This window comes from Streptomyces sp. 2-1 (assembly GCF_048564895.1).
Taxonomy (GTDB): domain Bacteria; phylum Actinomycetota; class Actinomycetes; order Streptomycetales; family Streptomycetaceae; genus Streptomyces; species Streptomyces phaeochromogenes.
Genome location: NZ_CP183383.1, coordinates 6,682,528 through 6,707,343, shown reverse-complemented (window position 1 = coordinate 6,707,343; position 24,816 = coordinate 6,682,528). Strand labels below are relative to the sequence as shown.

Annotated in this window: 21 protein-coding genes and 1 riboswitch; of the genes, 3 read left to right on the top strand and 18 right to left on the bottom strand. The window is 70.3% G+C overall.

Features of this window, described 5'->3' with window-relative positions; genetic code table 11:
• Window positions 1–39: 39 nt before the first annotated feature.
• The 9 genes from ACN20J_RS29685 to ACN20J_RS29645 all read right to left on the bottom strand — a co-directional run bounded on the left by ACN20J_RS29685 (window position 40) and on the right by ACN20J_RS29645 (window position 11,347).
• The gene (locus tag ACN20J_RS29685; RefSeq protein WP_419667210.1) at window positions 40–1,329 is read right to left on the bottom strand and encodes a class I SAM-dependent methyltransferase; all 1,290 of its coding nucleotides are present in this window, start codon (window positions 1,327–1,329) and stop codon (window positions 40–42) included.
• A gap of 465 nt (window positions 1,330–1,794) precedes the next feature.
• Window positions 1,795–3,195 carry an NAD(P)/FAD-dependent oxidoreductase gene (locus tag ACN20J_RS29680; protein WP_189837136.1) on the bottom strand — a complete coding sequence of 467 codons (1,401 nt, stop codon included), beginning with the start codon at window positions 3,193–3,195 and terminating at the stop codon, window positions 1,795–1,797.
• A 446-nt stretch (window positions 3,196–3,641) separates the two neighbouring features.
• On the bottom strand, window positions 3,642–4,583 hold the full coding sequence (locus tag ACN20J_RS29675; protein WP_419667209.1) for an exopolyphosphatase: 942 nt from the start codon (window positions 4,581–4,583) through the stop codon (window positions 3,642–3,644).
• A gap of 253 nt (window positions 4,584–4,836) precedes the next feature.
• Window positions 4,837–5,358: a DUF501 domain-containing protein gene (locus ACN20J_RS29670; RefSeq protein WP_189837134.1), complete on the bottom strand. Its 522-nt coding sequence runs from the start codon at window positions 5,356–5,358 to the stop codon at window positions 4,837–4,839.
• Between the two features lie 74 nt (window positions 5,359–5,432).
• Window positions 5,433–5,909: an FtsB family cell division protein gene (locus ACN20J_RS29665; protein ID WP_125534845.1), complete on the bottom strand. Its 477-nt coding sequence runs from the start codon at window positions 5,907–5,909 to the stop codon at window positions 5,433–5,435.
• Between the two features lie 145 nt (window positions 5,910–6,054).
• The gene (gene eno, locus ACN20J_RS29660) at window positions 6,055–7,335 is read right to left on the bottom strand and encodes a phosphopyruvate hydratase (RefSeq protein WP_186001238.1); all 1,281 of its coding nucleotides are present in this window, start codon (window positions 7,333–7,335) and stop codon (window positions 6,055–6,057) included.
• Window positions 7,336–7,810: 475 nt separating this feature from the next.
• Window positions 7,811–8,506, bottom strand: a complete 696-nt coding sequence (locus ACN20J_RS29655) for a transglycosylase family protein (protein ID WP_364198165.1) — start codon at window positions 8,504–8,506, stop codon at window positions 7,811–7,813.
• A gap of 4 nt (window positions 8,507–8,510) precedes the next feature.
• Window positions 8,511–8,681, bottom strand: a riboswitch (cyclic di-AMP (ydaO/yuaA leader).
• A gap of 225 nt (window positions 8,682–8,906) precedes the next feature.
• Window positions 8,907–9,836 (bottom strand): transglycosylase family protein, encoded by a 930-nt coding sequence (locus tag ACN20J_RS29650; protein ID WP_190229162.1) that lies wholly within the window; start codon window positions 9,834–9,836, stop codon window positions 8,907–8,909.
• A 215-nt stretch (window positions 9,837–10,051) separates the two neighbouring features.
• The gene (locus ACN20J_RS29645; protein ID WP_419667208.1) at window positions 10,052–11,347 is read right to left on the bottom strand and encodes a cytochrome P450 family protein; all 1,296 of its coding nucleotides are present in this window, start codon (window positions 11,345–11,347) and stop codon (window positions 10,052–10,054) included.
• 171 nt (window positions 11,348–11,518) lie between these two features.
• Here ACN20J_RS29645 and ACN20J_RS29640 point away from each other — a divergent pair, with 171 nt between their 5' ends.
• Window positions 11,519–12,739 (top strand): globin domain-containing protein, encoded by a 1,221-nt coding sequence (locus ACN20J_RS29640; RefSeq protein WP_189837130.1) that lies wholly within the window; start codon window positions 11,519–11,521, stop codon window positions 12,737–12,739.
• Between the two features lie 32 nt (window positions 12,740–12,771).
• On the opposite strand, the gene ACN20J_RS29635 is transcribed toward ACN20J_RS29640, so the two are convergent.
• From ACN20J_RS29635 to ACN20J_RS29610, 6 genes are all read right to left on the bottom strand, one after another.
• Window positions 12,772–13,758 carry a nucleoside triphosphate pyrophosphohydrolase gene (locus tag ACN20J_RS29635; protein ID WP_373310599.1) on the bottom strand — a complete coding sequence of 329 codons (987 nt, stop codon included), beginning with the start codon at window positions 13,756–13,758 and terminating at the stop codon, window positions 12,772–12,774.
• 55 nt (window positions 13,759–13,813) lie between these two features.
• Window positions 13,814–14,461: a SurA N-terminal domain-containing protein gene (locus ACN20J_RS29630; protein WP_189837128.1), complete on the bottom strand. Its 648-nt coding sequence runs from the start codon at window positions 14,459–14,461 to the stop codon at window positions 13,814–13,816.
• A 159-nt stretch (window positions 14,462–14,620) separates the two neighbouring features.
• A complete protein-coding gene (locus tag ACN20J_RS29625) occupies window positions 14,621–15,457 on the bottom strand; it encodes a glycoside hydrolase domain-containing protein (RefSeq protein WP_189837127.1) in 837 nt (278 codons plus the stop codon).
• A 135-nt stretch (window positions 15,458–15,592) separates the two neighbouring features.
• Window positions 15,593–17,074, bottom strand: a complete 1,482-nt coding sequence (locus ACN20J_RS29620) for a serine/threonine-protein kinase (RefSeq protein ID WP_257678052.1) — start codon at window positions 17,072–17,074, stop codon at window positions 15,593–15,595.
• Between the two features lie 38 nt (window positions 17,075–17,112).
• The gene (locus tag ACN20J_RS29615) at window positions 17,113–17,715 is read right to left on the bottom strand and encodes a hypothetical protein (protein ID WP_419667207.1); all 603 of its coding nucleotides are present in this window, start codon (window positions 17,713–17,715) and stop codon (window positions 17,113–17,115) included.
• A 164-nt stretch (window positions 17,716–17,879) separates the two neighbouring features.
• On the bottom strand, window positions 17,880–19,943 hold the full coding sequence (locus ACN20J_RS29610) for an N-6 DNA methylase (protein ID WP_362306085.1): 2,064 nt from the start codon (window positions 19,941–19,943) through the stop codon (window positions 17,880–17,882).
• 191 nt (window positions 19,944–20,134) lie between these two features.
• On the opposite strand from ACN20J_RS29610, the gene ACN20J_RS29605 reads away from it, so the two are divergent.
• Together ACN20J_RS29605 and ACN20J_RS29600 are read left to right on the top strand one after the other, a co-directional pair.
• On the top strand, window positions 20,135–20,860 hold the full coding sequence (locus ACN20J_RS29605; protein WP_419667206.1) for a hypothetical protein: 726 nt from the start codon (window positions 20,135–20,137) through the stop codon (window positions 20,858–20,860).
• Between the two features lie 102 nt (window positions 20,861–20,962).
• Window positions 20,963–21,706, top strand: a complete 744-nt coding sequence (locus tag ACN20J_RS29600) for a hypothetical protein (protein WP_419667205.1) — start codon at window positions 20,963–20,965, stop codon at window positions 21,704–21,706.
• 97 nt (window positions 21,707–21,803) lie between these two features.
• On the opposite strand, the gene ACN20J_RS29595 is transcribed toward ACN20J_RS29600, so the two are convergent.
• The 3 genes from ACN20J_RS29595 to ACN20J_RS29585 all read right to left on the bottom strand — a co-directional run bounded on the left by ACN20J_RS29595 (window position 21,804) and on the right by ACN20J_RS29585 (window position 24,545).
• Window positions 21,804–22,547 (bottom strand): GNAT family N-acetyltransferase, encoded by a 744-nt coding sequence (locus ACN20J_RS29595; RefSeq protein WP_364198153.1) that lies wholly within the window; start codon window positions 22,545–22,547, stop codon window positions 21,804–21,806.
• Between the two features lie 165 nt (window positions 22,548–22,712).
• Entirely contained in the window at window positions 22,713–23,462 is a 750-nt protein-coding gene (locus ACN20J_RS29590; RefSeq protein WP_246575171.1) for an HNH endonuclease family protein, read from the bottom strand.
• A gap of 180 nt (window positions 23,463–23,642) precedes the next feature.
• Window positions 23,643–24,545, bottom strand: a complete 903-nt coding sequence (locus ACN20J_RS29585) for an SCO6745 family protein (protein ID WP_419667204.1) — start codon at window positions 24,543–24,545, stop codon at window positions 23,643–23,645.
• Between the last annotated feature and the right edge of the window lie 271 nt (window positions 24,546–24,816).

Sequence of the window (24,816 nt, the reverse complement as noted above, 5' to 3'; positions counted from 1 at the left end):
CCCGGACGAGCGTCGTCCGGGGCCCCACTCACGTACGTCCTACCGCCAGGAGCGTGCGCGCAGCGGCATCCCCGAGGTGCCGGTGTCCGGGGTCTTCACCGCCAGCACCTGGTTCACGCCGATGCGGTTGCGCTCGAAGGCGAGCGCCGAGGCGGCCATGTAGAGCCGCCAGACCCGGGCCCGGCCGGGGCTGGTGAGCCGGACCGCGTTCGGCCAGTCCGCCTCCAGGTTGGCGACCCACCGGCGCAGGGTGAGCGCGTAGTGCTCGCGGAGAGACTCGACGTCGCGGACCTCGAACCCGGCCGTCTCCAGACTGCTCACGGTCCCGCCGATCGGAGCGAGCTCGCCGTCCGGGAAGACGTACGCGTCGATGAACTCGTCGATCTCGTACGCCGATTCGTCGCGCCGGGGCCGACGCCCGATCTGGTGGTTGAGGAGCCGTCCGCCCGGTTTCAGCAGGGCGAACAGATCCCGCGCGTACTCCAGATAGCGGTCGCTCCCGACGTGTTCGGCCATGCCGATGGAGGAGATGGCGTCGTACGGGCCGTCGGTGACGTCGCGGTAGTCCTGGACGCGGATCTCGATCCGGTCGGTGAGCCCCTCCTCCGCGACGCGCTTGCGGGCGTACGCGGCCTGTTCCTGGGAGAGGGTGACGCCGACGACGCTCACGCCGTACTCGCGGGCGGCGTGTATGGCCATCGAACCCCAGCCGCAGCCGACGTCGAGCAGCCGCATGCCCGGCTTCAGATCGAGCTTGCGGGCGACGAGCCCGAGCTTGTCGCGCTGGGCGTCCTCGAGTGTGCCGTCCGGGGAGTCCCAGTAGGCGCAGGAGTAGACCATGGACGGCCCGAGGACGATCTCGTAGAAGTCGTTCCCGACGTCGTAGTGGTGGCTGATCGCCCGTCTGTCGCTGCGCTTGGTGTGCAGGTGGGAGCGCCTGCGCACCTCCTCGCGGGGCGGGGCGGGGGGCAGGGGCGGCCCCGCCATCCGTACGAGCCCCCAGACGGCGGCCCGCACGTCGGGGTCCCGCAGGGCCTCGTGGAGGGTCCGGGCGTCCTCGCCGCGCTCCCACACCAGCTCGGCCATGACGTCCAGGACGGCGTACAGGTCGCCGTCCACGGTCAGGTCCCCGGCCACCCAGGCGCGGGCCATGCCCAGTTCGCCAGGCTTCCAGAGCAGCCGGCGCAGGGCCCGGCGGTTCCGTACGACGAGTACGGGGCTCTCGGGCGGGCCCGCCTCCGAGCCGTCCCAGGCGCGAATGCGCACCGGGAGCGGGGCTCCCAGCAACTGCTCCATCAGCGCCTTCAGCCGCAGCGCCGCGTCCTGCATGACGCACACCTCCGTGATGACGGATCCCACAGACTCCAACACCACGTAAACACCAACGGGCCCGATGCGCAGTCCCGCCAAAGCGTTACTTCTGAGCAAAATACATGCCCCCAACACGCAACCCGCGGGGCCGCCGGCCTCGAACCCCAAGAGTTGTCGCCCCCGCCGCCCCTACCCATTCCCGTCCCTTTTCGGGGGCCAGCCCCCGAACCCCCGCTCCTCAAACGCCGGAGGGGCTAAGGTTTGCCTGGACTGGGCTGAACTTCTATAGCCCAGTCCAGGACATCTCAGCCCGTCCGGCGTTTGAGGACGAGGCCGTTCAGGCCGAAGCGGGGGTCTGGGGGCGGCAGCCCCCAGGGACGGGACGGGTAGGGGCGGCGGGGGCGAGACAAAAAACGCCGAAGGGGGCCTCCCGCACCACGGATGGCGGGAGGCCCCCTTCGGGGTGGAGCAGGTGACCGGAGGTCAGGAGGCCTTGGCCTTCTCCTCGGTCTTGGCGGGCGACGGCTCCGCCTTCGCGGCAACCGCCGGCGCCGGCTTCGCAGCCTCGTAGAACTCCTCACGAGGAGTCTCCATCGCCCCGAGCGACACAACCTCACGCTTCAGGAACATGGCCAGCGTCCAGTCCGCGAAGACGCGGATCTTACGGTTCCACGTCGGCATGGCCAGCCCGTGGTACCCCCGGTGCATGTACCAGGCAAGACGACCCTTGAGCTTGATCTTCATCTTGCCCATGACGATCATCGCGACGCCCTTGTGCAGGCCGAGCCCGGCGACCGCACCCTTGTTGGCGTGGCTGTAGTCCTTCTGCGGGAAGCCCCGCATACCGGAGATCACGTTGTCGCCGAGGACGCGGGCCTGCCGCAGCGCGTGCTGCGCGTTCGGCGGGCACCAGGCGTTCTCGTTGCCGGCCTTGCGGCCGACGAGGTCCGGAACCTGGGCGTTGTCGCCGGCGGCCCAGACGTAGTCCGTGCCCTGCACCTGGAGCGTGGTCTGGGTGTCCACGTGGCCACGGGGACCGAGCGGCAGACCGAAGCGGGAGAGCACCGGGTTCGGCTTGACGCCGGCCGTCCACACGATGGTGTTGGAGTCGACCTCGAGGCCGTTCTTCAGCACCACGTGGCCGTCGACGCAGGAGTCCATGGAGGTGGAGAGGTAGACCTCGACCCCACGTCCTTCGAGGTGCTCCTTGCCGTACTGGCCGAGCTTGGGACCGACCTCGGGAAGGATCTTGTCCGCGGCGTCGACGAGGATGAACCGCATGTCCTCGCGCGACACGTTGCTGTAGTACTTGGCCGCGTCGCGGGCCATGTCCTCGACCTCACCGATGGTCTCCGCGCCCGCGAAGCCACCGCCGACGAAGACGAAGGTGAGCGCCTTGCGGCGGACCTCCTCGTCCGTCGTGGAGTCGGCCTTGTCCAGCTGCTCGAGCACGTGGTTGCGCAGGCCGATGGCCTCCTCGATGCCCTTCATACCGATGCCCTGCTCGGCGAGGCCGGGGATCGGGAAGGTGCGCGAGACCGCGCCCATCGCGATGACGAGGTAGTCGAAAGGCAGCTCGTACGCCTCACCCACGAGGGGGGCGATCGTGGCGACCTTGCGGTCCTGGTCGATGGTCGTGACCCGGCCGGTCAGAACTTCCGCCTTGGGCAGCACGCGTCGCAGCGGGACGACGACGTGCCGAGGCGAAATGCTGCCGGCGGCTGCTTCGGGGAGGAAGGGCTGGTAGGTCATGTACGACCGGGGGTCGACGACCGTGACGGTCGCCTCGCCGTAGCGCATCTTCTTGAGAATGCGCCGAGCTGCGTACAGGCCTACGTACCCACCGCCTACTACGAGGATCCTGGGACGCTCCGTGGTGCTCATGCCATCGAGTATCCACCTGCCTCAGGGGGGTGGCTCGTGCGCCCCTTCACAAGCTTCTTCACACCCTCTGCTACACTGCGCGGCCCGCGTGATCGAGGTCATGGTCCGGCAGGGGAACCAGCGCCTGGTGCGGGCCGTTGTCAATGCCGCGTGAGCTGCCGCTCCGGCCGTTAGACCCCTCCGAACCGGCCCCCTTTTTCATACGATCGCAGCACTCGGCAAACAGCCTGTTGATCATGCTCCGGGGCCGCTCGGAGGCCCCGGGTGACCCGTAGGGACGAAAACCTCGCCCAACAGGGCCGATTCTCTTGTGAAGAACTTCACGAACTTTTCCGACGGGGCGTTCCCGGGGCCGTTTCCAAGACCGTTCAGAGGCCTCCCAGAGCGCTCATACGTCATCCGACCTGCTCAGTCGAGGAGCGCTCCAGGCCATCTCCAGGCCCGCCCTAGGCCACGGACCACGCGATCCCGTCGAGGATGTCGTGCTCGCTCACGACCACCTCGTCCGCCCCGATCCGCTCCATGACCGAGAGCAGTACGAGGGCGCCGGCTCCGATGACGTCGACCCGGCCCGGGTGCATCGAGGGGATCGCGGCACGCTCGGCATGGGTGGCCGACAGCAGCCGCTCGGTGATCTCGCGGACCCGGTCGTAGGAGACCCGGGAGTGGTGGATGGCCTCGGAGTCGTACTCCGGGAGGTCCAGGGCGATCGCCGCGATGGTGGTCACCGATCCGGCGAGCCCGACGAGCGTACGGGCCTCGCGCAGCGGCACGGACTCCTCGGCCAGGTCGAGGGCCGCCTCGATGTCGGCACGGATCGCCGCGACCTGCTCCGGGGTCGGCGGGTCGCTCACCACGCCGTCGTGCACGAGGTGCCGTTCCGTTATCCGTACGCAGCCGATGTCGACCGAGCGGGCGGCGCGGACGTGGTCCTCGCCCACGACGAACTCCGTGGAGCCGCCGCCGATGTCCACCACGAGGTAGGGCTTGGCGAGGTCGTCGCGGCCTGTCAGCTCCTTGGTGGCGCCCGTGAACGAGAACTCCGCCTCCTGGTCGCCGGAGATGACCTCGGGCTCGACGCCCAGGATGTCGAGGACTCCTCGTACGAACTCGTCGCGGTTCTCGGCGTCGCGGGAGGCGGAGGTGGCCACGAAGCGGAGTCGCTCCGCGCCGTGTTCCTTGACGATCGTCGCGTACTCGCGGCAGGCCGCGAAGGTCCGCTCCAGGGCGTCCGGAGCGAGTCTCCCCGTCCGGTCGACGCCCTGTCCCAGCCGGACGATCGTCATCCGGCGGTCCAGGTCGACGAGTTCCCCCGTCGCCGGGTCCGCGTCCGCGACGAGCAGCCGGATCGAGTTGGTACCGCAGTCGATGGCGGCGACGCGAGTCATGAGTGGTGGTCTCCTGTTGCGATCGTGGCTCCGGGGGCGCCTAAAACATTTTCTCGCCCCCGCCGCCCCTACCCATTCCCGTCCCTTTTCGGGGGCCAGCCCCCGAACCCCCGCTCCTCAAACGCCGGAGGGGCTGAATACATTGCGGCCCGGGCCGACACACTCAGCCCGTCCGGCGTTTGAGGACGAGGCCGTTCAGGCCGATAGCGGGGGTCTGGGGGCGGCAGCCCCCAGGGAACGGGACGGGTAGGAATCACGCCTCGGTGGGGACCACGCACGCCCCCTTGCGCCACCACTCCGGTAGCAGCGCGAGCGCCTCGTCGCCCAGGGGGTTCACGCCCGGCCCGGCGGCCAGGGAGTGGGCGACCAGGACGTGGAGGCACTTCACCCGGTCCGGCATACCGCCCGCGCTCGGAAAGCCTTCGAGCACCTCGATGGAGTCGCGCCGAGCGATGTAGTCCTCGTGCGCCGCCCGGTACGCGGCAGCCAGCTCGGGATCCGTGGCGAGCCGGTCGGTCATCTCCTTCATGACCCCGTTCGCCTCCAGCGTCCCGATGGCGGAGGCAGCCCGCGGACACGTCAGGTAGTACGTCGTCGGGAAGGGAGTCCCGTCCGGAAGACGGGGAGCCGTCTCGACGACGTCCGGCTGCCCGCACGGACAGCGGTGCGCGATCGCGCGCAACCCGCGCGGCGGTCGCCCGAGCTGCTGCTTGAAGGCCTCGACGTCCGCGTCGGTGGGCTCGGTGCGCGGGGTGGGCGGCGGGGGCGTTTCCATGCCTGTGGGTAAGTCTCTCTAGTCAGTTCTCTGAGTGGATCACCGGCGAATCGCCGGCTGGATCACCTGTCGGGTCACCTGTCGGCGGCGTCGGCCTTGTCGACGCCGTCCCAGACGTTGGCGTACCAGGCCCGGTCGGCCGCCGTCTGATCCGTACGCGTCTTCTTCGCGGCATCGGGGTCGATCACGATGTAGCCGGTCTCGCCCGGCATCACGTAGTGGAGCCGCTCCCGGATGCGCTGCTCGGCGTACGCGTCGTCCTGCCACCGCGCCTTGAGGTCGCGCAGCTGCTCGACCCGCTGCCGGGCCTGTTCCCGCTCGCGCTGGAGGTCGGCGACCTCGGCGCGCTGGGAGACGTACTGCCTTATGGGATAGGCGAGAGCCACCACGAGCGTGCACAGGACGAGGGCGAGGAGTGCCGCCCGGCCGGTCAGCCGTGAGCGGCGGGCCTGCCGCTTGGTCTGCGAGCGGTAGACACGGGCGGCGGTCTGCTCACCGAGCAGCCGCAGCCTGGTCGAGGTGGAGAACCGGTCGCGGTCCTTCACGGCCATCTGTCCCGCCTCCCCGGTACAAACCCCGTCGAGCAATCGAGTACACCGAGCCCGTCGAGCCCATCACGTGCGTACGTCCCCGCACACGGTACGGGACCGAGTACGGGGACGTACGTACGACGCTTCCTACAAAGCCCGAGGGGGCTCAGCCCTTGAAGCGCGGGAAGGCCGAACGGCCCGCGTACACCGCCGCGTCGTCGAGGATCTCCTCGATGCGCAGCAGCTGGTTGTACTTGGCGACACGGTCCGAGCGGGCCGGGGCGCCGGTCTTGATCTGGCCGCAGTTCACCGCGACGGCGAGGTCGGCGATGGTGACGTCCTCGGTCTCGCCGGAGCGGTGGGACATCATGCACTTGAAGCCGTTGCGCTGGGCCATCTCGACGGCGTCCAGGGTCTCGGTCAGCGAGCCGATCTGGTTGACCTTGACGAGCAGGGCGTTGGCGGAGCCCTCCTCGATGCCACGGGCGAGGCGCTCCGGGTTGGTGACGAAGAGGTCGTCGCCGACGATCTGGACCTTGTCGCCCAGCTTCTCGGTGATGACGTTCCAGCCGGCCCAGTCGTCCTCGTACAGCGGGTCCTCGATGGAGACGAGCGGGTAGGCCGCGACGAGCTCCTCGTAGTACTCCGTCATCTCGGCGGCGGAGCGCTCCTTGCCCTCGAAGAGGTACTTGCCGTCCTTGTAGAACTCGGAGGCGGCGACGTCGAGCGCGAGGGCGACCTGCTGGCCGGGGATGTAACCGGCCTCCTTGATCGCGTCGAGGATCAGGTCCAGGGCCTCGCGGTTGGAGCCGAGGTTCGGGGCGAAGCCGCCCTCGTCGCCGAGGCCGGTGGACAGGCCGCGGCTCTTCAGGACCTTCTTGAGGGTGTGGTAGACCTCGGCGCCCCAGCGCACGGCCTCGGAGAAGGACTCCGCGCCGATCGGGGCGATCATGAACTCCTGGATGTCGACGTTGGAGTCGGCGTGCGACCCACCGTTGAGGATGTTCATCATCGGGACCGGCAGCAGGTGCGCGTTCGGTCCGCCCAGGTAGCGGAAGAGGGGGAGGTCGGACGCCTCGGACGCGGCGTGGGCGACGGCGAGCGAGACGCCGAGGATGGCGTTGGCGCCGAGCGAGCCCTTGTTGTCGGTGGCGTCCAGGTCGATCATGGCCTGGTCGATGAGGCGCTGCTCGGTGGCGTCGTAGCCGACGAGCTCCGGGCCGAGCTGCTCGATGACGGCGAGGACGGCCTTCTCGACACCCTTGCCGAGGTAGCGGTTGGGGTCTCCGTCACGGAGCTCAACAGCCTCGAAGGCACCGGTGGAGGCGCCGGACGGAACGGCGGCACGACCCGTGCTGCCGTCGTCGAGGCCGACCTCGACCTCGACCGTGGGGTTGCCTCGGGAGTCCAGGATTTCCCGGGCTACGACGACGTCGATGGACGGCACGAGCATCTCCTTCTGGGATGTGACGCAAGCTGTCCGGGCCGAGGGCCCGGTTGGGTGCGGACCTGTGGTGGCCCCGCGGCATGAGCCTAACCGGCTGCCGGGGTTCGGCCAGCCCTCGACCGCCTCCTGGACAGAACCGAGAGTAAATTGTTTCCGAACGGAACAAAGCGGGAGGGCGGCGAGAGGGAGGAGCGGGGGAAGCTCGGGGGCGGCATGGGAAAGAAAAAGCCCCGCCCCGGTGCGTACGGGGGAACACGCACCGGAGCGGGGAGCCCGTGGGGGACGGGGGTGGCCCTCACGAGGCCTCCACTATGGGGGACACGGATGTGAGGGCGCTGTGGTTCAGCCGCGATTCGATTGTGGACCGGGAATCCGGCTCATCCGGAGATCCGGCCGAGGCTGAGCGGCCAGGGGCCTCGGCCGGGACGTGACGTGCCGTCCGGACAATCGAAGTGGGGGTCGCGGCCGACGGGTGTCAGCTGAGGTGCAGCTGCTGGCCCGGGAAGATGAAGTCGGCGTCGTCGACGATGTCGTCGTTCAGCTTGTACAGCTTCGCCCAGCCGCCCTTGACGTTCTTCTTCTCGGCGATCTCGCTGAGGGTGTCACCCTTGACGACCTTGTACTCGCCGTCACCCTTCTTGACCTTCTTGCCGGTCGGGGTCTCGACGGTCTTCTTCGCGGTCGAGCGCTCCTGGGAACGCGAGGCGCGCTCCTCGGAGGACTTGGTGCTCTGCTGCGACTGCGAGGTGCTCTGGCCGGAGTTGCCCGAGTTCGAGGGAGCCGGGGCACCACCGGTCGAGGCGCCGGACAGGCCCACGCCACAGCTCGGCCAGGCACCCTTGCCCTGGCCCGCGAGGACCTTCTCGGCGACGGCTATCTGCTGGGCCTTGGAGGCCTGGTTGGCGGTGGAGGCGTACGCCGAGCCGCCGTACGCGGCCCAGGTGGAGGCCGAGAACTGCAGGCCGCCGTAGTAGCCGTTGCCGGTGTTGATCGACCAGTCGCCGCCGGACTCGCACTGGGCGACGGCGTCCCACTCGGAGGTGGTGGCGGCGGAGGCTCCCGTGGCGCCCATCAGCGGGACGGCGACGGCCGCGGTGGTGACACCGGCGAGCGTGGCGATACGGGTGGCCTTGGACGGGCGGCGGTGCTTGCCCTTGCCGGAAAGCAGCATGAAGTGATCCCCTCACCGACGCCTGCGAGGTGAGCTGTCGGGTTCGGGCCGAGTGAGTTGCCCGGCCACGTGACACTGCTGTCACGCGGCTTAACCCCAAGCCGTACCTGGCCTCAACGACCGGGTCCGGCACTTACCTTGGGTCCCCCGCTCCTGCCTACGGCGCTTGACGCGACGACTGTTCCCGTACGGCCGCTGGCAGGATTCGGCGTTGCGACCGTCGGGGCTCACCAGTGGCGAGCGGTCACGACCGTAGACACGCGATCCGCCGAATTTCAAAGACGATCAGGCTCTTGAGATCCATGTCTCACTTTCACCAAATCGGACATTCAGCGCGAACTACCGCTGTTTTTCGCCCGATTCGACGCCTTGATGACCACATGGCCCTCCGCGCGGACCGCTACTTGTCGGCCGTCTGCAGGCCGTCCACATCGAGGCTCTGACCGGGGATGATGAAGTCCGGGTCGTCACCGATGGCTTCCTTGTTCTCGGCGTAGAGCGCCCGCCATCCGCCCTCGACACCAAGGGAGTCGGCGATCCCCCAGAGACTGTCTCCGGAACGCACGGCGTACGAGCCCTCGGCGGCGACGCGCGACTCGCTGTCGCTGCGCGAGGCGTGCCGGCCGGCGGAGTCGTCCGCGCGGGAGTCGGTGGCGCCTTCGTCGGCACTGTCACCGCGGTGACGGCCGGAGCCGGTGTCTTCCGTTCCGGAACTCTCGGCCGAAGCCTCCCCGTTCTGGGACGACTTGTCCGGGTCGTCACTCTTTGCGGTGACGTCCGTGGAGGGGCTGTCGGAATCCTGTGAGTCGGCACTGTCGCCACTACCGGTGGACGAGTCGGACGAACCGGATGAACCAGACGTGTCGGACTTCGTCCCGTTGCTGCTGTCCCCCATACCCAGGCCGGACAGCGGAGTGGGAGTGTCCTCCCCCGTGTCGGTGTCGTCCGAGTCGGAGTTCTGCGTCAGGCCCGCGACGAGACCGCAGGTCGCCCAGGCGCTCGTGCCCTGCTTCGCGAGGATCTTCTCGGCGACGGCTATCTGCTGCGAACGGCTGGCCTGGTCGGCGCTCGGCGCGTAGTCGAGGCCACCGTTGTCCTCCCAGGTCTCCTGGGTCATCTGGAGGCCGCCGTAGTACCCGTTGCCGGAGTTCGCGCTCCACGAGCCGCCGCTCTCGCACTCCGCGACCGCGTCCCAGGTGGTACCGCTCGCGGCACTCGCGCCGGTCGCGCCGAGCAGAGGGATCGCGATGGCCGACCCGGTGACGCCCGCCGCGACGAGGAGAGCCGGAGCCTGACGGGGGCGACGGTGACGACCGTTCCCGGAGAGCATGCGGTTGCCTTTCGCGTGACAGCAAGGACGAATGCGCCCAGCGCACAGCCAATGACTGTGCTTGTGACTGCTGCGGCGAATGGGACCGGCCGCATTGATGGGTGAACGTATAGGCAGTCGAACTCTTGTCACAAGTCGATGCAGCGCAGATAACGTGAAGATCACAAACTTGACGGAGTCTCATGTTCCGTCGACCCGTCTGCTAAGCACACCCGCTAGTCCGTACGGACCTTCCCGGAAGGGGCGAACTCCACCGGAAGCGTGCGCAATCCGCGCATGATGAGCCCTCCACGCCATCGCAAATCAGCCGAATCGCCCGCGAGTTGCAGGTCAGGGAGGCGGGTGAGCAGCGTGGCCAGCGCGGTCTGGCCCTCCAGCCGGGCGAGGGGTGCGCCGAGGCAGTAGTGGATGCCGTGGCCGTAACCGAGGTGCTGATTGTCACGGCGGGAGAGGTCCAGGGTGTCGGGCTCGTCGAACCGGGCGGGGTCACGGTCGGCGGCGGCGAGCACGACGAGTACGGGGTCACCGGCGGCGATGTCCTGCCCGCCGATACTCAGCGGCTCGGTGGCGAACCGCCAGGTGGCCAGCTCCACCGGCCCGTCGTAGCGGAGCAGTTCCTCGACACCGCTCGCGAGCAGGTCCATGCGGCCGGATGCGAGGGAGTCCTGGAGCTGTTGCCGCTGCTCGGGGTGGGTGAGCAGCGCGTACGTGCCGTTGCCGATGAGGTTCACCGTCGTCTCGAAACCGGCGAACAGGAGGATGAAGGCCATCGCGGCGGCCTCGTTCTCGGTGAGGTGCTCGCCGTGGTCGGAGGCCCGGATGAGACCGGAGAGGAGGTCCTCGCCCGGCGCGGGCACCTCCGTCAGTTCCTCGCGCTTGCGGTGGATGAGCTCGGCGAGATAGCCGCGCATCTTCTTCACGGACCGCGCCACGCCCCCGCGCGGCCCTCCGCCGTGCCGGATCATCATCCCGGCCCAGTCGCGGAAGTCGTCCTGGTCCTCGCGCGGGACGCCCAGCAGATCGCAGATGGCGTAGATGGGGAGCGGGAACGCGAACTCGTGGATGAGGTCGGCCTCTCCCTTCTCCACGAACCCGTCGATGAGCCGGTCGGTCAACTCCTGCACCCGGGGCGCGAATTCGGCCACCCGCCGAGGGGTGAACGCCTTGCTGACGAGCCGCCGGAGCCTGGTGTGGTCCGGCGGGTCGATGTTGAGGAGGTGCGTCATCAGCTCGGCCTTGCGCTCGCCGGGGATGCCGGTCTTCCCCTTCGCGTGCGCGGGCTCGTCGTGATGGGCGGGGTTCTTGCTGAGCCGGCCGTCGGCAAGGGCCTGCTTGGCATCCGCGTACCGGGTCACCAGCCAGGCCTCGACTCCGCTGGGGAGTTTCGTCCGATGCACGGGGGCGTGCTCCCTGAGCCAGGCGTACGCCGGGTAGGGGTCGGTCGCGAACTCCCAGGTGAAGAGTTCCGGGGCAGGTTGCCCTGCGGGAGGCTGAGCAGGTGTTTCCGTCACGCCTCGACCGTATCGGGAGGGGTGGTGAAAGCCGCCCCGGTATCGTCTTGGCCCGCCGCCGCCACTCTCCGAGCCGGGCTCCGTTCCACGGCTTGCGCTGTTTGCCCCGGAACATCCTTGAATCACCTGCTCCTTGACCCCACGAGCCGGAAACTCCATACATTCGCGCCCGTGGACCCCGATCTCCTCCGGACCAGTTTCGCGGTCGTCGAAAGGCGAGCCGAATTCGCGGCCAAGTACTTCTACTCGCACCTCTTCTGGCACCACCCCGATGTCCGCGCCCTGTTCCCGCTGGATTTCCCGGAGGACATGGAACGTCAACGGGACCGTCTGTTCGCCGCGTTGACGCTCGTCGTGGGGCGGCTGGGGGAGCCGGGGATGCACGAGTACCTGTGGGAGCTGGGGCGGGACCACCGGAAGTATCTGGCGCGGCCTGAGCACTACGCGGCGGTGGGCACGAGCCTGATCGCCGCGTTCGCCACTGTCTCGGGGGCGGCCTGGAACACGGAGGTGGAGAAGGCCTGGGACGAGGCGTACGCCGTGATCGCGGACGCCATGATGGACGGCGCGTGGGAGGCGGAGAGCCGGGGCGAGCCGCCCTGGTGGGACGCCGAGGTGCTCGGCCGCACCAGGCACGGGGACGACCTCGCCGTGCTGAAGCTGCGCCTCCAACGCCCCCTCCCCCATCTGCCCGGCCAGTACGTGAGCGTCAACAGCCCCCGGATCCCGGGCGTCTGGCGCCCCTACTCCCTGGGCAACGCGCCGCGTCCCGACGACACCGTCGACTTACATGTCAGCCTCGTCGAGGACGGTGTCCTGTCCACCGAGCTCGTGCGGCGCACCCGCGCGGGCGACACCCTGCGGCTCGGCACGCCAGGTGGCCGGTTAACGCTGCGGACGCCGGTGGAGCGGCCCGTCACCTTCATCGCCGCGGGTACCGGCTGGGCTCCGGTGAAGGCGCTGCTGGAGCAACTGGCGTGGGAGCCGGGCTCGTACGACGAGGCCCGGCTCTTTGTTGTCGCCCGGGACACCACGTACCTCTACGACCGGGCCGCGCTCGGGGAGTTATGCACGCGGCTGCCGCACCTCGACGTCACCGTCATAACGCCCGCGCCCGGCCGGCCGAAGGCCCAGGCCACCGACCGGCTGCTGACGGCACTGGGCAATCGGGCCAACTGGGCCCGCCACGACATCTATCTGGCCGGTCCGCCCAGGCTGGTCGACGCGACCGCCGAGGTCCTCCCCGTGCTCGGCGCCGACCCCGAGCGCGTCTTCTGCGACGATCTGCCGCCCGCCGACCAGGGACAGGCCCGCCCGCTCGGCCCGGGCCAATGGCTTCTCAACCGGCCCCGCCCGCACTGGCACAACCCGTCGGCGCGCGCTCCCGACTGAGAGCCCCGGCACGGGAACCCGACGGCTCTCGTCTAGCCCTCACTCACCCGTATCGCGTCCCGGTACGCCCGCGCCGCCGCCCTGAGCGCCGCCTCCGGGTCCACGCCGTCCGTCTCGGCGCGGACCGCCAGCGCCAGCAGTTCGTAGCCGACGCCCTCGCCCTGGGGCAGAGGCACCTCAAGGCCCGCCGTGCGTGCGCGGGAGGCCAGCTTGGCGGCGAGTGCGAGGCCCGGCTGGCCGAGCGGGACGCCCTCGGTCACGGATGTCCGCTGCTTCTCGACGGCCTTGGTGCGCAGCCAGTGCTCCTTGACCTCCTCGGGGGTCGAGGCGGTCTCGTCGCCGAAGACGTGCGGGTGGCGGTGGATGAGCTTGGTGACGATGCCGCCCGCCACGTCGTCGATGGAGAAGGGCTCGTCATCGTCCTCCGGGCCGCCCTCCTCGGCGATCCGGGCGTGGAAGACGACCTGGAGCAGAACATCACCGAGCTCTTCGCGCAGCTCGTCGCGGTCGCCCTCCTCGATGGCCTCGACGAGTTCGTACGCCTCCTCGATGCCGTATTTCGCGAGGCCCTTGTGGGTCTGCTGGGACGACCACGGGCACTCGACGCGGATGCGGTCCATGACCTGGACGAGGTCGAGGAGGCGGGCGCCCGGGAGGTCGTACGACGCGGGGAGCAGTTCGAGGTCGGGCATCTGGACTCGCCCCGAACCGGCCAGCCGGGCCAGGCCGTCGGTCAGGCGCGGCTCGCCCTCACCGGTGGCCACGACGACGACCGTGTGCCCGCCGGCGCAGGCGTCGACCAGGTCCTCGGCGGTCGGCGCGGACTCGTCGACCTGGATGCCCGCCTCGCGCAGATACGGCAGCTGGGGGTGCGTGCCGTCCGCGCACAGGACGCGGTCGGCGCCGTGCAGCGCCTGCCAGGCGGGCCAGGACAGGAGTCCGGGCGCGACTCGGTGGCTGGTGGTGAGCAGGACGATGCGCCCCGGGCTGGATGCGTTCACACACCGAACGTAACCCACGCCACTGACATCAAGGTCACGTGCCGTGAGCGGAGAAGGACCAGGGCCGGACCGGCTACGCCGTTTCCTTGCTTCCCGACGCGGTGACCTCGCGCAGCCAGGGCAGCTTGGCGTCGACGCGGCTGCTCTTCTCCACGTCCCAGTCGCCGTAGCGCGGGTTCAGGTCGACGTCCATCTTCTTGGACGCCTCGGACAGTGCCTTCCAGAAGGCGGGCTGGCTGGTGTCCGTGCCGAGTGCGGCGGCGAGCTTCTGGGCCTCGATCTGGACGCGGAGGTTGTCGTCGAGCCGCTCGGGCGCGACCCCGTACTGCTGGAGCCAGGCCACTTCCAGCGCCTTCGAGTCGCCCGCCTGCTTCTCCAGTTCGCCGCGGAAGCTCTGGACCTCCTTGCGGGTGACGGTCACGCCGGCGTCCTGTGCGGCCTGGTGCAGGACGCGGTCGAGGACCATGCCGTGCAGGGTGTCGCGGGTGAGGCCGCCGGACTTGGCGATGGCCTGTTCGTACTGCGCTTCGCCCGTGGTGGCCGCCCGCTGCGCGGACCGTACCTCGTTCACCCGGTTCTCCAGCTGGGAGACGGTGATGCGGTCGCCGTCGACGACGGCCGCGGCACCGGGATGCGCGTCGTTGCCGCAGGCGGTGAGGAGGGGGGCCGCGGTGACGAGCGCGGCGGAGAGGAGGAACGCGGTGCGACGGCGGCGGTGCAAGGAGACCTCCTGTAGGAGCTTGTGCGACGGTGCACAAAGTCTTGCGGTGATCGATGGTAGGCAGGGGACCGGCTCTCGGCCACCCATTCGACCCAACGATTCGCCAGGACTTCGGGCACCGTCCCCGGGCCGTCTCCATCCTCACGCCGCACAGTGGCCTCAGCCGGTGATCGCCACCGGCGCGTCCCAGGCGTCGCGGTCGACGGTGATCGTGTGGCCGCCGCGGGTCTCCTTGCTGTTGACCATGTACTGGTGGGCGCGGCTGTGGTTGGTCCACTGGGCGGCGCCGAAGGGCCAGTCGGCGGTCGTGGTGTTCTGTTTGTCCCACAGGGCGTACCAGAGGTTGCCGGGCAGATCGGTGCGGTTGGTCGCGGTGGCGATCGCCTTGGCGCTGGAGCTGCTGAAGCCGTAGTAGCCGGTGCGGTACGTCTTGGCGTGCAGGGCCTTGTCGAAGGCGCGTACGTATGTCAGGACGGCGTCGTTGCACGCCTTGTCGGTGATGTCGTACGCCTCCATGTCGAGGTAGACCGGGCTGCCGGCCTTCATACCGAGGGCCGAGGCCTTGGCGACGGCGTCCTTGGCATCGGCGGCGCCGAGGGAGGCGGCGGTTGCGGCGGTGAGCTTCTCGGGGCTGGAGCCCTTCTGGCAGGGCGGCTGCGCGCCCACGTAGAGGGGGATGAGTTTCCAGCCGACCGTGCTGACCGACTTCACCCAGGAGGCGGTGAGGTTGGGCTGGGCGCAGCCGCGGTTCCTGCCGCCCATGTAGACGGCCGCCGCTCCGTAGAAGCCGGTGTGCCAGGCCTTCATGGCGGCGAGGGAGGGGGCGGCGCAGGTGTCGAAGGCGCGGCCGGTGTACGTGCGTTGGGCGGGCCAGGCGGTGGCCGTCGTGGTCGCCATGGAGGTCTGTGCCGCGATCCCGGCGCCGGCGACCACGGCTGCGCCCGCCGTGGTCCACGCCGCGTATCTGTACTTCTTCGAATGCCGATGTCTGGACATGCGCCGCAACGTATCCAACACGCCTGCCTGTTCGGGAAACCGCTGATCCCGATCACCACAAGATTGGGCCAAGCTGGCGCAAAACCTGCTGGAAGGCGTGCGATCGGCCCCGGGCTCAATGCCTTTCGGGGCAGATCAGCCGCGGACCTGTCCCAGCCATTGCAGGGTCCGGCTGATCTCGGCGACCAGCGGATGGCCGGGGCCGCGCAGCCGTTCGGCGTCGTACTGGAGGCGGGCCAGGGTGTCGCGGGCGGCGGCGCGGTCGCCGAGGGCGAGCAGCAGGTGGCCGATGCGGCGGCGGACCTCGAAGGAGAGCTCGGCGTCCTGGGCGACGTACTGGTTCTCGTAGTACGGGAGCAGCGCGCGGTACTCGGCGAGGGCGGCCGCCGGTTCACCGAGCTGTTCCAGGCACTGGGCGGCCTCGTAGCGGAAGCGCAGGGACTGCGGATCCGCCTGGCCCGCCTCGGCCGCGCGCTCGTCGGCGAGGAGGCGGAGTTCGGGCAGGGCTCGGCGGTACTGGCCGTCGTCCATCAGCGTGGCCGCGTACTGCTTGCGCAGGGTGCGGACGACGGGTGAGTGCTCGCCGTGCTGGGCGGCGGCGGCCGGGAGGATGCCGCCGAGGATGTCGACGGCCTGGGTGATGCGGCCCTCGCCGAGGAGGCGCTTGACCTCGTCGACGGCGCCCGCGACGTCGGGCTTCTCGGCGGCCGGGGTGGCCTGAGGCTGGGCCGCGGGGGTCCTGGCGCGGTCCGGCCAGGGGGCGTGCGGGCGCAGGAAGGGGCGCGTGGGGTCGAGCGGGCCGCCGGACGGGATCCCGCGCGCGGGAAGCAGGGGCAGCAGTTGCTCGTACGTCTCCTGCGCGGAGTCCGGGCGGTGCTGCGGGTCCTTGGAGAGCAGCCGCAGCACGAGCGCTTCGAGCGCCTCCGGGACCTCGGGGCGCAGCCGGCGGACCGGGAGGGGCGGTTCGTAGAGGTGGCGGTGGAGGACACCGAGGGCGGTGGAGCCCGAGAACGGCACGTCTCCGCTGAGGAGTTCGTGCAGCAGCACCCCGAGCGCGTACAGATCCGTGTACGGGCCGACCGCGCCGCCCATCGCCTGCTCGGGGGCCATGTAGGCGGGCGAGCCGATGGGTGAACCGGTGTGGGTGAGGCGGGTGGTGTCCGTGTCCATGACGGACGCGACGCCGAGGTCGAGGACGGTGACCGTGCCGTCCTGCTTGACCATCACGTTCCGCGGCTTGAGGTCGCGGTGGACGATCGGCACGGCGTGCACCGCGGACAGCACGGCGCACAGCTGGGCGGCGACCGAGACGGCCCACTGCCACGGGTACGGGTCGTGTTCGGCGAGGTGGTCGGCGAGGTCGGCGCCGTCGACGTACTGCATGACGAGGAACAGCTCCTCGCCCTCGCTGCCCGCGTCATGGACGGTGACCAGGCCGGGGTGGTCGACCTGGGCGGTGACGCGGCACTCGCGCACGAAGCGGCGGCGCAGTTCGTCGGCCTCCGCGCCCGCGACCTTGTCGGGGCGCAGCAGCTTGACGGCGACGCGCCGGTCGAGGCGCTGGTCGTACGCCGTCCACACCTGGCCCATGCCGCCCTGCCCGATGAGCGTGGACAGTTCGTAGCGGCCGGTGATCACACGTCCCGGCGCCACGGTCACCTGCCGTCCTCGTGCTTGCGGAGATAGTCACTCAGCTCGTCGAGCTCGGCGCGCACCTGGTCGATCCGGGCCGGCGCGGGGCGCTGCGGCTGGGGCGGCGGGGTCGGGGTCGGCGTGCCGGTCTGGGGTATCTGCGTGCTCGGGGGCACCGGGGTGTGCGGGCCCGTCGCGGAGTTGTACGGCGACTGCTGCTGCGGGTAGCCGTACACGGGCGCCGGGCCCTGCTGATGCTGCGCGTAGCCCGCTGTCGGGTAGCTGAGCTGGTGGAAGTGGCGGATGTCGGCCGAGAGGTAGTACGAGATCACGACCACGAGCGAGCCGAGGAGCAGGGCGAGGCCCAGCCAGCCGCCCGGGGTGTGGATCTCGTCGCCACCCTCCGTGCCGAGGAGGACGAGGCCGAGGATCTCGGCCGCGAGGGTGGCCACGAACAGACCCCAGTCGAGGGACTTGCGGGTCACGAGTGCCAGGCGCAGCATCATCGTCCAGCCGAGCAGGCCGAAGCTGCACACCGAGATCACCACGAAGAACACACGCAGGAAGACCAGCAACCCGGTCGAGGGTGGCGGCTTCACCGGCTGCGCCTGGCCGTGGCCTTGCATGGTTGCTCCTGGAGGCCTGATGAGGACGGACGAAGGCAGTACGAAGGACGGACGGAGGACGAACCTACGAGTTGGAAGTCCGAGCGTATAGGCCGACAAGGACAACTGTTCCCGGGTTGTACCGAACCGTTGTCGTGCTGATCACTCCGTCCGCCCCAACCGTCTCAGCCGGGCTCGACAGTGCCGTCCGTCAGGCCGTCGTACATGCCGCGCACCAGCTGCTCGCCGAGGCGCCCGGCGAGTCGTAGCGCCTCCTCGAACTCGGCGAGCGCCCTGAACCGTTCGCCGTACGTGCGCTGCTGGTCCAGTGGCAGCCGGGGCACCTGGAGGCGGCGGGCGTCGAGGCGGGTCGCGGTGGACGCGTAGCTGCTGGCCTGGCGGTTGTTGGCGGTGCCGCGCAGGAAGCCGGCGAGGAACCACGGGTCGAGGGCGGCCGGGTCGGGCCGCAGCAGCGCGAGGTTGCGGCCGAGGGCGGCGCCCGCGGTCGCCTCGTCGACCACGCGCGCGATGGCGCCGCCGCCGAGCACGGGGACGACGACGTCCCCGGGCTCGGTGAGGACGGGTTCCTCGTCGCTCTCGGGCAGCGTTCCGGAGGGCGCTGTTCCGGCGAGGACGTCGTGGTCGGTGAGGACGCGCACGCGCGCGTGGCCGCCGTTTCCGCCCGTACGCAGCTGGAGTGCACCCCCGCGCGCGAGTTCGCCGATCGTGGTGAGCGGCCAGCGGGTCGGCGGACGCGGGTCGGCGACGGGCGGGGTGAGGTCGCCGGTGCGGCGGAGGGACTCGCCGAGGCGGTCCCGTACGTCGGCCAGCTGCTCGGCTCCGCCGCCCGCCGCGGGGGGCGGCAGATGGCGGGCCGGGGCCAGGTCCACGTCGTCGTCGAGGAGTTCGATGACCGGCACCGAGCGGCTGAGCCCCGGCTGTTCGGGCGCGGTGCCGGTGCGGTCGAAGGGGCGCCAGGCGTCGAGGACCGCGGTGCGCACGGACTGCCAGTCGAGGCCGCCGCGGCCGTCCGCCGTGAACGCACCGGTGTCGGCGAGCAGCACCTCGGGCTGCGCGGGGTGCGCCGTGAGGGCGGGCCTGCGCAGCACCCACAGGTGCAGCGGGAGGTTGTACGGGGGTGCCGCGCCCGGCGGCAGGGCGATCACCGCGCGCAGGGCACCGCGGCGCAGCAGGTCGGCGCGGATGCGGCGGCCGGAGCGGCGGGAGGCGGCGGCCGGGGGCATCAGGAGGACGGCGATGCCGCCTTCCTTGAGGCGGGCCAACGCGTGCTGGACCCAGGCCAGTTCGGACTCGGTGCGGGCCGGGAAGCCGTACTCCCAGCGGGGGTCGTAGGCGAGTTCGTCGTGGCCCCAGTTGCGCTCGTTGAACGGCGGATGGCAGAGGACGGCGTCTGCCGTGAGGGTGCCGTACGTGTCGTCGCGGAGGCTGTCGGCGGCAGCGGTGCGCACGGTCGTCACGGTGGCCTCCGCGTGGAGGGCGAGGCGCAGTGCGGTGAGGGCGGCCAGTTCGGGGGCGCTGTCCTGGCCGTACAGGTGCTGGTCCTCGATGCCCTTGGTGTCCTGGGCGGCGGCCACCGCGCGCAGCAGGGCGCCGGTGCCGCACGCCGGGTCGAGGACGGTCCTGGCGGGGCCCGCGAGATCGGCCATCAGGGCGGCGAGGCCGGTCGGTGTGAGCGTGTACTGGCGCGGGTTGGCGTCGAGGTGCCTTCGGAGCAGGAACTCGTACGCCTTGCGGGCGCCCAGCTCGGCCGCGAGGTCGACGGCGCCGCGCAACAGGGGGGCGGACGGGCGGAGTTGGGCGGCGGTCGGCGTGTCCACGGCCCGTTTGCGGACCAGGCCGAAGCGTGGGGTGAGGACCTGGTCGAGAGGCGCGGGCAGCAGTTCGGCGAGGCGCGCGTCGGAGCCGGCGCTCAGCTCCAGCCAGACCGTGGGGCGGTCGTTGACGAGCAGGAGCGCGCAGCCGACGTGGACGAGGGCGGTGACCGGGCCCTCCGGGTGGCCGGCGAGCTGCTGCCATACGCGCTCGCGCAGGGGCACCTCGGCGAGCTTGCCCTGGGTGCGCAGCCAGGTCTCGACCTCGGTGAGCGCGAAGGAGGGGCTGGTCTCGGTGCCGCCGACGGGTTTGGGGAAGTCGGCGTGGCGGCGGCGCCAGTTGCTGACGGCGGCCCGGCCGACTCCGGCGAGTCTGGCGATTCCCGCCGCGGTGACCTCTGTCCCGTTCTCCTGCACCCGTCGGCTCCCCTTGTCCTGGTGTGTGGCGTCGAGCATACCGACGCATGCGGTCACGACCCATTCACGGCCGTGTACTCACACTTCTACGTGAACCGTGTTGACTCGGTTCACAGGCTCTGCTGTGATTGACCCATCGGGTGAACGACCGCCGAGAACGGCGGCCGTCACCTCTGGGGGAGGGGACTGTCATGGGCGCCAAGGGGAAGATCGCGCTGGGGGTCGTCGTGAGCGTCGTCGTCATCGGCGCGGTGTCGGCGAACGCGGGGGACGACGGGGACAGCGGTTCCGGCGGCAAGGGCAAGGACTCCGCGGCCTCCGCGGAGCGCGGGTCCGGCACGAAGTCCGACACCAGGTCCGGCACCAAGGCGGACGCGGACACGAAGAAGGACGTCAAGGCGGGCAAGGCCGAGAAGAAGGCGGCGTTCCGGGGCGACGGCGACTTCGAGGTCGGCACCGACGTCAAGCCCGGCACCTACCGCACCACGGGCAACACGGGCGGCCTCTGTTACTGGGAGCGCGCCAAGGACGCCTCGGGCGAGATGGACTCGATCCTCGCCAACGACAACGTCAGCGGCACCAGCTACGTGACGATCCCGGCGGGAGACAAGCTCTTCAAGTCGAGCGGCTGCAAGGACTGGGAGGCCGTCGACACGAAGGCCACCGGCACCCCGGCCGCGCTGGTCAAGGGCGACGGCGGGATGCACAGAGTCGGCGTCGACATCGCCCCAGGCACCTACAAGTCCACGGGCAACACCGACGACCTCTGCTACTGGGAGCGCACCAAGGACGCCGCGCACTCCATCGAGTCGATCCTCGCGAACAACAACGTGTCCGGCACGGCTGTCGTGAGCGTCGCCGCCGGCGACGCGTACTTCAAGACCACGGGCTGCAAGGACTGGAAGAAGACCGGCTGACGCCGAGCGCCGTCTCTCCACCGCTTGTCGCGCCTACGCGCCCTCTCCCCTTCTCTTCTCTTCTCTTCTTTTCTCTTCACCTCGACACTTCAAGGAACTGTCATGCGTCGCACCGCACTTGCCGCTCTCTGCATCGCCGCCACGGCCGCCGTCTCGCTCACCGGCTGTCTGCCCGGGGAGGAGAAGGCGGACAGCAAGCCGAAGGGCCCGTTCGCCGGGCAGACCGGCGGCGAGATCGCCGACCAGGCCGTGAAGGCCACCTCGAACGCCTCGTCGCTGCGCATGAAGGGCGACATCCAGGACGACGGCAGCCGCGTCGGCCTGGACATGGCCCTCGACAGGAAGGGCGAGTGCGCGGGCACGATGAGCGCGAACGGCCAGGGCAAGGCCGACCTCGTCAAGACCGGCGACACCCTCTACATGAAGTACGACGAGAAGTTCCTGCGCGCCCAGAGCGACGGCGCGTCCAAGGAGGAGACCGACGGAGTGGTGGCCATGCTGGCCGACAAGTGGACCAAGATGTCCGCGACCGGTTCGGACGCCAAGGACATCGCGAGCTTCTGCGACCTCGACACCGTGCTCGCGGACTTCCAGGACGTCAACTCCGATGCCACCCGCGGCAAGACGACCACGGTCGACGGCACCCCGGCGATCGTCCTCCACGAGAAGGACGGCAAGGACACCTACACGCTCTACGTCGCCACCGAGGGCAAGCCCTACCTGCTGAAGGTCGTCAGCAAGTCCGCCGACGACCCGGGCACGGTCACCTTCGGCGACTTCGACACCCCGGTCCCGGCCGAGAAGCCCGCGGGCAAGGTCTTGGACCTGGACGAGATGGGCGGCTGACGGAACACCGCCCGGTCCGACGGAACCCGATGGGGCCGACGGAGCGGAGACGGACGCCGATGGGGCGCGCCTTCAGGGCGCGCCTTCAGGGCGCGCCTCAAAGCGCATGCCGCACCCACACGTTGGGCTCGACGTACACCGCGTACCCGCGGCGCGGCTCGCAGTGCACCGGCACCAGTGCGCCGGGCACCTCGACCTGACCCTCCTCGTCGAAGGGCAGCCCCGTCCACGCCCGCCACTCGTCGAGCGACGCCGCCACGGTCATCGACGCCGGCGCCACCGCCTCGATGCGCGCGCCCGCCCGGACGTGGACCCGGAGCCACGGGTCGTGCGGCAGCCCGTCGCCGCGCGTCCGGAAGGCGTACTCGGCCATCTCCGTACGCGGCTCCAGATGCTTCGCACTCGGGCGCACCGGGGCGACGACCTCGTCGAAGCCCTGGGCCCGGGCGTTGTCGCGCATCGCGGAGAGCATGCGGGCCGACAGGCCGGTGCCCTGGGCGTGCGGGGCGACGACGATCGAGATCGCGCTCACCGTGTCCGGCGCGACGCCGTGGCGCCGGTCGGAGAACGCCCACACCAGCACCTCGTCCCAGCCCCGGGCCGGCAACTCGCCGCGGTCCTCGTCCGCGAGGGCGAACGGCACGCTGTAGGCGTGCGCGACCACCTCTCCACGCTCGTCCTCGGCGAACAGCACGTACTCCGGCAGCTCGGTGGCGATGCGGCCGTAGTGCGCGTTGCCGACGGGGTCGTTGCGCAGGAACTCGGGCCAGGTGTCCGCCATTCCCGTCACCCGGCCGTGCATCTCGGGCCGCTCGGCGAGGCTCGATACCTTCAGCTCCATGCGGGACACGGTAGGCGGCGACTCGGCCGGTGCGGAACGGATTTAGCTGCCCGGGTCCGACCACGCCCCGCGCGTCACCCCGCTCGCCCAAGTCAGCCCACTCGGCCTGCTCAGCCCGCTCACCTGGTCAGCCCCTCAGCCCGCTGCTCACCCCACCGGGCCCGCTCAGCCCGCGTGGAACCGCTTCGGCGCCTGTGTCGAGGTCCCCCCGGAGGGGAGCTTCTGGCCCGGGCAGCCGGCCAGCACCCGCTTCATGGCGTCCCTCTCGGCGGCGGTGACCCACAGCTCGTACTTCTTCTTCACGGCCACCTGCCGGGCCACATACGTGCAGCGGTAGGCCTTGTGGGGCGGGAGCCAGGTCGCCGTGTCCCCGTCGCCCTTGCTGCGGTTGCGGCCGGCGTCGACGGCGAGGAGGTTCAGCGGGTCGTTGGCCAGCGCTATCCGCTTGCTCGCGTCCCACTTCTGGGCGCCCTTCTGCCAGGCGTCCGACAGCGCGACGAGGTGGTCTATGTCGACCTCGCTGCGGCCCCCTCGTACGAAGGTGACGTCCTTGTCGGTGTACGGGTCGGGATCGAGCTTCCCGGAGCTGACCTGGCAGTCGCCGTCGCTGAACTTCACCTCCTTCAGGTCCCGTTTGAGTACGTCGTCGCGGGTGTCGCAGCCGTTCGAGTCGGTGTCGGCCCAGGGGCTGCCGAACTTGTCCCGGTCGTATCCCGTCATGGGTGCCCGCCCCTTGACGGTCAGTCCGTCGACGGCAGTGAGGGCGGCTCCACCTGCGCCCGTGCCCTCGCCCGCACCGGCGCTCGCGCCCGCAGCCGAGTCCTCGGGGCCGGCGGAACCCGGTGTCTCCACGGTGCAGCCGGTCGCGGCGAGCAGCAGCACCGCGGCTCCGGCGACCCTGGTCCAGAGCGTCACGGCGCTCCCTCCCTCTAGCTTGCCCCTGTCCGCCCCGAGCGGGCGGTTTCCCTGGGCCTCACCGTACTGGCGAAAGGGTGGCGCAATAACAGGCAGCGAACGGACTTCATCGGACTTCAACGGGCAAGTGGTGCACAACCGGCGTGACATCGGTGGTGACCGGTTGGTCGGGCGTCCCTCTCACACCTTCCCGATCCCCAACGTCGTCTCCGACGGCAGCAGCCCCGACCCGAGGACCGCGACCCAGAACTCCCCCAGCAGATCGGCCAGTCGACCGGTGTCGTCCGGACCCAGCGCCCGCCAGGGTGCGGCGGCCAGTTCGTCGGTGTGCCGCTCCACCTCCTGGCGCAGGGCACGGCCGGCGTCCGTCGCGGTGCCGTCCTCGTTCAACAGCCCCCGCCCCACGAGCCGTTCACGAGCCGCGGCCCACTCCCCCGCACTCCACCCCCGACTCTCGAACCGCTCCACGGACGCGGCGCCTATCGCCGCGAACGACACGAGCGACTCGACGGGGTCGAGGCCGGCGACGAGCAGCGCGGCCAGGTGTCCGTCTCCGCGGTGCTCGCGCAGGATCGTCGCCGCGTGCCACAACTGCTGATGCGGAGCTTCCGGCCAGGGCAACTCGGCGTTGGCGGCGGCCAAGGGGCGCCCGGCGGTGTTCACCGACTCGGCCACGCGGCGGGCGAGCGCGGCGGCTTCGGCAAGCTCGGGGCTGTCGACGCGGTCGCCGAATATCGCTCGGTAGGCCCGGTCGATGCCCTGCTCCCTCGCCTCCAGAACCTTCCGAGGATCGGCGGTCCGCCACGCCTGATCCATGTGCTCGGCGACCATACGAGGACTGAAGCTGCAGAAGGCGGAGGCGACACGCTCGCTCCCGACGGCGCCCAACGGGGCCGCACGCAACGGGAAGTAGCTCGGCCAGCGGTCCCCGACGTCGAAACCCAGCCCGGCCGCCTCCTCGAAGACCTCCGGCGCGTAATAGAGCACGGCATGCAGAGGCTCAAGCAGATGCCACATCTGCCGCACCTTGCCGAGCTCGACCCCACCGCCGCCCAGCACCGCCCCGCCCACGTCCACAGACATGACGTACCCCCTTCGCCCGTTCCCGACCGTCCGACAACTTGACACTGACTAGATTGCCCGACCCCACCAAACTTGTCAATGCCTAGATTCGGCGTACGCTGCTGACCATGACGAAGAGCACCCGCCCGCCGTCCACCGGGCCCGCCGGGTCCCCCAGGCCCACCGGACCGTCCGGACCGTCCGAGCCGTCCGGACTTTCGGAGCCATCCGAGCCATCCGAGCCATCCGCGGACTCAGCCTCAGCCTCAGCCTCAGCCACCAAGTCCGGCGG